The organism is Bradyrhizobium sp. AUGA SZCCT0182 (assembly GCF_018130185.1).
In the GTDB taxonomy this organism is placed as follows: Bacteria; Pseudomonadota; Alphaproteobacteria; order Rhizobiales; family Xanthobacteraceae; genus Bradyrhizobium.
On sequence record NZ_JAFCLY010000044.1, the window covers coordinates 63,750 to 72,589 of the forward strand.

Here is an 8,840-nt window from a genome sequence, read left to right on the forward strand (position 1 = left end):
GACAGTACAACTAAGTATGCTATTGTCAAGCCCGGCGGCAAAAAGGTTCATGGGACACGGATGCGGGCATGGAACAGGGACGGGGAACAAGGTCGGGCAACCCGGGGGCGCTGGATTTTCCGCGGCCGCTGACGACGGTCGACGTCGTCATCTTCGCCATCCGAGACGATGCGCTCCAGGTCCTGCTGGTCCAGCGCCCGGCAAATGAGGGCGAGCCGTTTCCGGATTCCTGGGCATTGCCGGGCGGTTTCGTCGACATCGAGAAGGACCGCGACCTTGAAGCCTGTGCGGTCCGCAAGCTCAGGGAAAAGACCGGCATGGTCAGTCCCTATCTCGAACAATTGGGAAGCTGGGGAAGCTCGGGCCGAGATCCCCGCGGATGGTCGGCGACCCACGCCTATTTCGCGCTGATGCCCGATTTGCCCGCGAGCGGCCCTGGCGCCGCCGACGCGCGGTGGTTTGCCGTCGGTTCGGGCAAGCCAAGGATCAGGCTTGCCTTCGACCACGCCGATATTCTGGAGGCGGCGGTCCAGCGCCTGCGCAGCAAGGTCGAGTACACCTCGCTGCCGGCCTATCTGATGCCGCCGGAATTCACCCTGCCGGATCTGCAGCGGGTCTACGAGATCGTGCTCGACCGCCCGCTGGAAAAGAGCGCGTTCCGCACCCGGATGCTGGCGGCGGACCTGATCGAGCCGGTGGCCAAAATGCGCAAGGGGCCGAACCGGCCGGCCCAGCTTTACCGGCTGAAGAAGGCGAGATCCCCGGTGTTTTTTGCGCGGACGTTCAACGCGCCGGGCTGAGGCGTTTCGGCGCGCCACAAGCCACAGGCGGATGGCTGCATGCCGCGAATGCAGGGCTCATGACCGCAAAATAGTGTATCGGCTGGGCATCGCGCGCCGGGGGGACATTCCGGCGCCACCAAATCAAAAGTTTCGGAGGAAGTTTCATGTCGGCTCTGCCACTCGAAGGCATCAAAATTCTCGACCTGACGCGGGTGCTGGCGGGGCCCTTGTCGGCGCAGATGCTGGGCGATCTCGGCGCCGAGGTGATCAAGATCGAGCGTCCCGGCGGCGGCGACGATGCGCGAGCCTTCGGTCCGCCTTACCTCAGGGATCCCGAAGGCAAGGCCAACAACAACAACTCGTTCTATCTGTGCGCCAACCGCAACAAGAAGTCGGTCACCGTCAACATCGCCTCGCCGGAAGGCCAGGACATCATCCGCGAGCTCGCAAAATCCTGCGACGTGATGATGGAGAATTACAAGGTCGGCGATCTCAAGCGCTACCGGCTGGATTACGAATCGATCAAGGAGATCAATCCCGGCATCATCTATTGCTCGGTGACCGGTTTCGGCCAGACCGGGCCTTACGCGCCGCGCGCCGGCTACGACGCGATTTTGCAGGCGATGGGCGGCCTGATGAGCGTCACCGGTCATATCGACGGCGAGCCCGGCGAGGGGCCGATGAAGGTCGGCCCGTCGATCGTCGACTACATGACCGGCATGAACACCTCGATCGGCATTCTCTCGGCGCTGTTTCACCGCAAGGTCAATGGCGGGGAGGGGCAGCATGTCGACGTCTGCCTGTTCGACACCGTGATCGCCTCGCTGTCGCATTGGTTGCAGATCTATCTCGTCAACGGCGTGACGCCGCCGCGGCGCGGCACCTGGGGCAATGGCGGCATGCCGGCCGGCGTGTTCCGCGCCACCGATGGCGAATTGATGCTGGTGGTCGGCAATGACGGCCAGTTCGCGCGCACCTGCGCCGTGTTGGGCGCCACCGAGCTTGCGACCGATTCAAGATTCCTCAAGAACAACGACCGCGTCGTGCACGGCAAGGAGATCATGGCGATCTTCGCCGGGCTGTTCCTGAAGAAGCCGGTGGCGTACTGGCTGGACGAATTGGAAAAGGCCGGCGTGCCCTCCGGTCCGATCAACAATTTCGAGCAGGTGTTTTCCGATCCGCACGTCCAGTCGCGCGGTATGCGGGTCAAGGTCGAGCATCCCTTCGAGCCCGAACTGTCGCTGATCCGCAATGCCATCTCGTTCTCCGGCACGCCGGTAAAGGACTATCGCGCGCCGCCGCTTCTCGGCGCGCACACCAGGGAAGTGCTGGCGACGATCGGTTATGACGACGCCAAGGTCGAGGCGCTGAAGGCGCAGAAGATCGTGTAGGCGAAACAGCGACATTTCGATCATCGTCGAAGCGTGATCGTGGCGGGGGACGTTAATCTTGCGCCCCGATCCGCCAATCGAAGGTGCCGTCATGAAACGAGAAACGCTCCGCGTCGAACCGATTTCCTCCTGGCTCGAGAGGTGGGGGGCGCCTCCGGCATCGCCGGTGACGCGCGCCGGCAACATGATCTTTGTCTCGGGCCTGCCGCCGTTCGATCCCCAGACCGGCGAAATCCTCAGCGTTCCGATCGAGCGCCAGACCGAACTGGTTCTCGAGCAGATGAAACGCTGTCTGGAGGCCGCGGGCGCATCGCTGGACAATGTGATGAAGTGCAACATCTACTGCACCTCAGCCAGGCACTTTGCGGCCGTCAATTCGGTCTACCGGCGCTACTTTCCACAGGACCCGCCGGCCCGCATCTTCGTCTGCATCCCGGAATGGACCGGGCCGTTCGACATCGAGATCGACTGCGTGGCGATGATGTGAACAGCCGGTCTTACCAGGCAAGCGACAGCCGGGACCATGTTCTGGCGAAGATTCTGCCGCCGAAGAAAAACAAAACCGCTGCGAGCGCAAACGATCCACCCAGGTAGAAGGGGTAGAAGAAGATCAAGACGTTCCACGACGAGGCGCGTCAAACCCGGAAACAGGCTTTCCACCGCAACGGCCGCAATGAAGATGCCCAATGCCAGCATCACCGAGCTGGCGAATCCGGCGCCAACCCGCTGCACCGCTCGTCCTGCGCTCATGTTGCGGAAGTTCGTTGTGATCCCGACGGCCCAGAGCATCATGAGGCCGAGAAACACAAAAGCGGCCGCGATTCCGGGAGGACCGATCGTGTTGTCGTGGCCATGCCCAGCGAGCCTTGCAGCGAGGGCGACGATGGCCAGGGCGGTTGTGGCGAAAAGGGAGAAAGCCAAACCGCGAACGACCAAACCGGACGCTCTTTCTTGTCCTGTCGCATCGGCCGGGCTGCCAACGAAGCTCAGCACCCATCCCCAGGCCAGACCGACCGGCACCGACAGAAGGCTTGAGCAATAAACGAGCAGCACACGGCCGCCCGTGACGCCGGAAAAGCCGCCTGTCGGCAGGTAAATATTAATCAAGACGACGAAATGGGTCAGCAAGGCAGTTACGAGCGCAACGATCGCTGCAACAAGGGAAACGAGCAGCTTCTTTACGTCGCCGTCCCGCCGGTACCGCCGGCGCGCAGTTACGGCCACGGCCCCGCCAAGCAAAGCGCCGGCCAACAAGGCGATCATCCCTACTGCGATTTCCAACATGCTTGCCGCCGAAAACTTCGCTGCGTCGCACGCGATCATGTGCAGGCAAGCTGAAGATTTGGTTCACGGCGGCTCGTTGAAATGCTCAGGTTCACGATATGCGGTTTGCGCACCTCAAGCGGATAAGGAAGCGCGAATGGACGCGCGCCCGTTCACAGGTCCTGCCGGGTCAGCCGGCCATAGGGCGGCGCCATGGACCGGGCCGGCGCTTTCTTTGCGGGCTCGCCGCCCGTCAGCGCCATCACCGACACCGCGACCACGCGTTCGACGATCGCATTCACGTCGTTGAGGTCGCATTGGCCTTCCGACAGTTTTGTGAGCCGCTCCTTTTCGCGGATCGTGTGGTGCGACATCGCGAGCGCAAAATGCAGACCCCAATAGAGCTCGGCATCGCCGCGGCCGGGCAGGGAGCGGCGCATCGCGGCGACGAATTTCCGCAAATGATCGACCTCGCGATTCTTGATGCGGCGGATCGGCGGCACTGACTCGATCGAGGCGCGGATCATGAAGCGCGCCGCGGTCGAGCCTTCGCGGTCAGGGCCGAGGCAGCCGCGCAAGGTGGGGCCGACCAGCGCATGCATGATGGCCTCGATCGAGGCGCGGCCGCCGCCGGCTTCTTCGGCCGCCTTCAGTTCGTTGAGCCGCTCGCGGTTGGTGGCAAGGCTGCGGGTCACGAACAATTCCGCGATCAACTCGTCCTTGGAACCGAAATGATAATTCACCGCGGCGAGATTGACGTTCGCCTCGGCAACGATGTCGCGCAGCGTCACGTCGCCAAAACCGCGATCGGCATAGAGCCGTTCGGCGGCGGCGAGAATGGCGGAGCGGGTATGATCGGACGCCATATCTGGTCCCCTGTTGGGGAGTTGCATTTCAAACGTGTGTATGAAACTATCGTTTGAAGGGCCGGAAATGTCAATCCGCCTCCATCGAAGCCAGCAAATCTCTTGCGGCGCACGAGGGGCGGGCAGACAGTGCCGCCAAAGGTTTCAAAAGCCAGCAAATATCTTCAGAAGGGAGCGTCCCATGGACTTCAATATGTCAGAACGCCAGACCGAATGGCTCAACCGCGTTCGTTCGTTCATGAAAACGCATGTTCGGCCCGCGGTGCCGATCTACGACAAGCAGGATGCAGAGGGACCGCGCTGGAAGGTCATTCCGATCCTCGAGGATCTGAAGAAGAAGGCCAAGGCCGAAGGCCTTTGGAACATGTTCATGCCGCCGAACGCGCATGAGGATGACGAATTCCGCGGCGCGGGATTGACCAACCTCGAATATGCGTTGCTGTCGGAAGAGATGGGCCGCATCTCCTGGGCTTCGGAAGTGTTCAATTGTTCCGCCCCGGATACCGGTAACATGGAAGTGTTTATCCGCTACGGCACCAAGGAGCAAAAGCGGAAGTGGCTGCGGCCGCTGATGGACGGTGAAATCCGTTCCGCCTTCCTGATGACCGAGCCCGCGGTGGCGTCGTCGGACGCGACCAACATCGAAACGCGCATCGCAAAGGATGGCGACCACTACGTCATCAACGGCCGCAAATGGTGGTCGTCAGGCGTCGGCGACCCCCGCTGCAAGATCGCGATCCTGATGGGCAAGACCGATCCGAACGCGGCGAAACACCAGGCGCAGTCGCAGATCCTGGTTCCGCTCGATACCCCCGGCATCAAGGTGGAGAAAATGCTTCCGGTGTTCGGCTATGACGATGCGCCGCACGGCCACGCCCAGGTGCTGCTGGAAAACGTTCGCGTGCCCAAGGAAAACATCCTGCTCGGTGAGGGCCGTGGCTTCGAGATCGCGCAGGGCCGTCTTGGTCCGGGCCGCATCCATCACTGCATGCGCACCATCGGCAAGGCCGAAGAGGCGCTCGAGAAGATGGTGAAGCGGCTGGCCTCGCGCACCGCGTTCGGCAAGAAGATCATCGAGCACTCGGTGTGGGAACAGCGTATCGGCGAAGCGCGCGCCGACATCGAGATGAATCGCCTGCTGTGCCTCAAGGCTGCCGACATGATGGACAAGGTCGGCAACAAGACTGCACAGGCTGAGATCGCAATGATCAAGGTCACCGCGCCCAACATGGCGTTGAAGATCATCGACAATGCCATCCAGGCCTATGGCGGCGGCGGTGTCTCCGACGAAGCCGGCCTGGCGAAGGATTATGCCCATATCCGTACGCTCCGCTTGGCTGACGGTCCGGACGAGGTGCACAATCGCGCCATTGCCAGACTTGAACTTCGGAAGTATGCAAACACGTCGCACTAATTAACGGGAACGCTTCAGATGGCGCTCTCCAAAGGAAACTAAGAAATCTCAAGGGAGCGTCATCGTGGCGGACGGCGTCAGGAAAGACGAAGAGTTTTCAGGCACCAAGGAAGTCGAGGAGCGTCATCGTATCGATGAAAAGCGCCTCGATGCGTGGATGCGCGAAAACGTTGAAGGCTATCAGGGACCACTGACCGTCCTGCAGTTCAAGGGCGGCCAGTCCAACCCGACTTACCGGCTCAATACGCCGGAACGATCCTATGTGATGCGCCGCAGGCCGTTCGGCAAATTGCTGCCGTCGGCGCATGCGGTGGATCGCGAATTCCGCGTGATCGCCGCGCTGAGCAAGCAGGGTTTTCCGGTTGCAAAGGCCTATGCGCTCTGCACCGACGACGGCGTGATTGGTTCGGCCTTCTATATCATGTCGATGGAAGAGGGGCGGGTGCTGTGGGATCCCACGCTGCCGACCCAGACGCCGGAAGACCGCTACAAGATTTTCACCAGCAAGATCGAGACGCTTGCAAAACTGCACCTGTTTGATCCGCAGGCCATCGGCCTCGGCGATTTCGGCAAGCCCGGCAATTACTTTGCGCGGCAGGTCGATCGCTGGACCAAGCAATACCGGGCGTCCGAAACCCAGCACATTCCGGAATTCGAAAAGCTCGCCGAATGGCTGCCGAAGACGGTGCCGGAGCAGAAGCGCGTTTCGATCGTCCACGGCGACTACCGCCTCGACAATATGATCTTCCATTCCACCGAACCGCGCGTGCAGGCGGTGCTGGACTGGGAATTGTCGACGCTCGGCGATCCCATGGCCGACTTCACATACCTCCTGATGCAATGGACCATGCCGGGCCTCGCCAACGCCGATCTGAAGGCGCTGAACATCCCGAGCATGGAAGAGGCCGCGCAGATCTACTGCAACGTGACAGGTACCGAGGTCCCCGACCTGAACTGGTATTTCTCCTACAATCTGTTCCGCCTTGCGGGCATCACGCAGGGTATTGCGGGCCGGATCCGCGACGGCACCGCGGCCAACGCCAAGGCCATCGAGTCGGCGAAGCGCACGGTGCCGCTGTCGCAGGCCTCCTGGGAATACGCGCAGAAGGCCGGCGCGAAATAATTTGCAACATGGCGCGGTCCATCCGGATCGCGCCATGTTTCATTCACTGCATCCGTAGGGTGGGCAAAGGCGCGTTGGCGCCGTGCCCACCATCTCTCCAGATCGTTGTTGCTAATGGTGGGCACGCTGTCGCTTTGCCCACCCTACGATCCACGATTCGCTGGAATCCATCTTGGCTCTCTCCCCAAATATCCGCGGCAGCCTGATCATGGCCACCGCCATGGCGGCCTTCACGATCAACGACTCCATCACCAAGGCGGTGTCGGCGGAAATCAATTTCGGCCAAGTGATGCTGGTGCGTGGCCTGTTCGCGATCGTGCTGGTCGCAGCGCTCGCATTCCATCAGCGCGCGTTGCGCCCCTTGCGCGCGGTCGCGACCAAGCCGGTCGCGCTGCGCGTCGTCGGCGAGGTCGGAGGCACGATCTCGTTCATGGCGGCGCTCACGCATCTGCCGCTGGCCAATACTTCGGCGATCTTTCAGGCGTTGCCGCTCGCCATCACGCTCGGCGCGGCGCTGGTGTTTCGCGAGCCGGTCGGCTGGCGGCGCTGGCTGGCGATCGCGGCCGGTTTTGTCGGCATGCTCATCATCGTGCGACCGGGAATTGCCGGCTTCAACCAGTTTTCGCTGCTGGCGCTGGTCTCGGTGGCGTTCTGCGCCCTGCGCGACCTCTCCACCAAGAAAATACCCGCGCAAATCCCCTCGCTTTTCATCACGCTGTTGATGACGGTGACGGTGACATCGGCCGGCGCGGTCATCCTGTTTCCGCTCGGCGGCTGGACGCCGCCGTCCAATCACGCGCTGGGCATGCTGGCTCTGGCGGCGGTGCTGGTGCTGATCGGCTATCAATGCATGATCGTGGCGCTGCGATCGGGCGATATCTCGGCGGTAGCGCCGTTCCGCTATTCGGCGCTGCTGTGGGCCATGCTGCTCGGCTATTTCATGTTCGGCGACAAGCCTGATGCGATGATGTTGCTTGGCGCCTCGATTATCGTCTCGTCCGGCCTCTACGCGTTCTACCGCGAACGGGTCCGCGCCCGGCCGGTGGCGGCCAGCACGTCAGGGATCCCGCCCGACGGACTATGAGCGTCACGTTGTTTGATGGAGCCGATGCAGGGCCGGGCAGTTGACAGGCAACCCCGCGATCATATCTCCGGCGCAACAGGAGATCTGGCCATGGTCCAACAACTTCGCATCTATGAAATCTTCGAAAAGAACAAGGCCGCGTTCCATGACCGTTTTCGCGATCACGCGGCGCGTATCATGCGTACCAGATACGGCTTTCGGATTGTCGCGATGTGGGAAACCAAATTCAGTGACAGGACCGAATTTGCCTATCTGTTGGAATGGCCCGATGAGGCGACCAAGACCGCGGCTTGGTCGGCCTTCATGACCGACGCCGAATGGTCGGAAATCAAGCGTCTGACGCACGCAGAGCACGGTCTGATGGTCGGGCAGATCGAGGATCGCTGGCTGGTGCCGGTGGATTATTCGCCGGCGAAAGGAAGTTTGCTGCCGGCTTCCTGACACGCGCTACTGCGCTCATCGTCATTCCCCGATGCGCAATTGCGCATCGGGGAATGACGGCGGATGGATTGCTCGCGCTGCGACAAATTAACCCGACGGGCAAAATTCCGCTTTCCTCGTCGGGCAAATCAGCTGTTTGAATTGTCGCGTCCCGCCCGACAAGAGGGGCGTGCGCACGTCACGAACGCGCGGCGGGATGCGGTGGACGCTGGTTCACGTCTGACGACGGCGTGTATTTAGCGTACGGCAAAACCGTGTGGTCCTGGCGCCCGTTGCAGGCGTCAAGCTGTCGGAGAAGCGCAAGCGGGAACGGCGGCGACGGAGTCAACCAAGAACTCGTCTCCGGGGAGAGCGCGGCATAAGCCGTAAAGCCATTGCGCAGGGAAGGCCGGGTGTTCACCGCTGCCCTGTATGCTCGTGTGCAGCCTACTTAGTGCAAACCGCACACGGGACCGCGGGTGCAGCGCGCACCCGGT

General features: G+C 61.9%; 9 protein-coding genes. 7 read left to right on the plus strand and 2 right to left on the minus strand.

Annotated elements, in window-relative coordinates:
* Nucleotides 1-68: 68 nt before the first annotated feature.
* The 3 genes from JQ611_RS33240 to JQ611_RS33250 all read left to right on the plus strand — a co-directional run bounded on the left by JQ611_RS33240 (nt 69) and on the right by JQ611_RS33250 (nt 2,660).
* Complete coding sequence (locus tag JQ611_RS33240; RefSeq protein WP_212467830.1) at nt 69-800, plus strand: NrtR DNA-binding winged helix domain-containing protein; 732 nt, start codon at nt 69-71, stop codon at nt 798-800.
* A gap of 146 nt (nt 801-946) precedes the next feature.
* Nucleotides 947-2,173: a CaiB/BaiF CoA-transferase family protein gene (locus JQ611_RS33245; RefSeq protein ID WP_212467831.1), complete on the plus strand. Its 1,227-nt coding sequence runs from the start codon at nt 947-949 to the stop codon at nt 2,171-2,173.
* 91 nt (nt 2,174-2,264) lie between these two features.
* A complete protein-coding gene (locus JQ611_RS33250) occupies nt 2,265-2,660 on the plus strand; it encodes a RidA family protein (protein ID WP_212467832.1) in 396 nt (131 codons plus the stop codon).
* Here the strand turns inward: JQ611_RS33250 and JQ611_RS33255 are convergent.
* Nucleotides 2,564-3,457, minus strand: coding sequence for a hypothetical protein (locus JQ611_RS33255; RefSeq protein WP_212467833.1), 894 nt, complete (start codon nt 3,455-3,457; stop codon nt 2,564-2,566). The two genes, JQ611_RS33250 and JQ611_RS33255, sit on opposite strands and share 97 nt — an antisense overlap.
* Before the next feature lie 152 nt (nt 3,458-3,609).
* Nucleotides 3,610-4,302: a TetR/AcrR family transcriptional regulator gene (locus JQ611_RS33260; RefSeq protein ID WP_212264401.1), complete on the minus strand. Its 693-nt coding sequence runs from the start codon at nt 4,300-4,302 to the stop codon at nt 3,610-3,612.
* 181 nt (nt 4,303-4,483) lie between these two features.
* Between JQ611_RS33260 and JQ611_RS33265 the strand changes: the two genes are divergently transcribed.
* The 4 genes from JQ611_RS33265 to JQ611_RS33280 all read left to right on the plus strand — a co-directional run bounded on the left by JQ611_RS33265 (nt 4,484) and on the right by JQ611_RS33280 (nt 8,364).
* Nucleotides 4,484-5,716 carry an acyl-CoA dehydrogenase family protein gene (locus tag JQ611_RS33265; protein ID WP_212385424.1) on the plus strand — a complete coding sequence of 411 codons (1,233 nt, stop codon included), beginning with the start codon at nt 4,484-4,486 and terminating at the stop codon, nt 5,714-5,716.
* A 64-nt stretch (nt 5,717-5,780) separates the two neighbouring features.
* Nucleotides 5,781-6,839 (plus strand): phosphotransferase family protein, encoded by a 1,059-nt coding sequence (locus JQ611_RS33270; RefSeq protein WP_212264399.1) that lies wholly within the window; start codon nt 5,781-5,783, stop codon nt 6,837-6,839.
* 172 nt (nt 6,840-7,011) lie between these two features.
* Nucleotides 7,012-7,923: a DMT family transporter gene (locus JQ611_RS33275; RefSeq protein ID WP_212264398.1), complete on the plus strand. Its 912-nt coding sequence runs from the start codon at nt 7,012-7,014 to the stop codon at nt 7,921-7,923.
* Nucleotides 7,924-8,013: 90 nt separating this feature from the next.
* Nucleotides 8,014-8,364: an NIPSNAP family protein gene (locus JQ611_RS33280; RefSeq protein ID WP_212467834.1), complete on the plus strand. Its 351-nt coding sequence runs from the start codon at nt 8,014-8,016 to the stop codon at nt 8,362-8,364.
* Nucleotides 8,365-8,840: the final 476 nt, after the last annotated feature.

What these genes read in the sequence shown, in the direction of transcription:
- JQ611_RS33240 (WP_212467830.1), top strand. Translation starts at nt 69, where the DNA reads ATGGAACAGGGACGGGGAACAAGGTCGGGCAACCCGGGGGCGCTGGAT.
- JQ611_RS33245 (WP_212467831.1), top strand. Translation starts at nt 947, where the DNA reads ATGTCGGCTCTGCCACTCGAAGGCATCAAAATTCTCGACCTGACGCGG.
- JQ611_RS33250 (WP_212467832.1), top strand. Translation starts at nt 2,265, where the DNA reads ATGAAACGAGAAACGCTCCGCGTCGAACCGATTTCCTCCTGGCTCGAG.
- JQ611_RS33255 (WP_212467833.1), bottom strand. Translation starts at nt 3,457, where the DNA reads ATGTTGGAAATCGCAGTAGGGATGATCGCCTTGTTGGCCGGCGCTTTG.
- JQ611_RS33260 (WP_212264401.1), bottom strand. Translation starts at nt 4,302, where the DNA reads ATGGCGTCCGATCATACCCGCTCCGCCATTCTCGCCGCCGCCGAACGG.
- JQ611_RS33265 (WP_212385424.1), top strand. Translation starts at nt 4,484, where the DNA reads ATGGACTTCAATATGTCAGAACGCCAGACCGAATGGCTCAACCGCGTT.
- JQ611_RS33280 (WP_212467834.1), top strand. Translation starts at nt 8,014, where the DNA reads ATGGTCCAACAACTTCGCATCTATGAAATCTTCGAAAAGAACAAGGCC.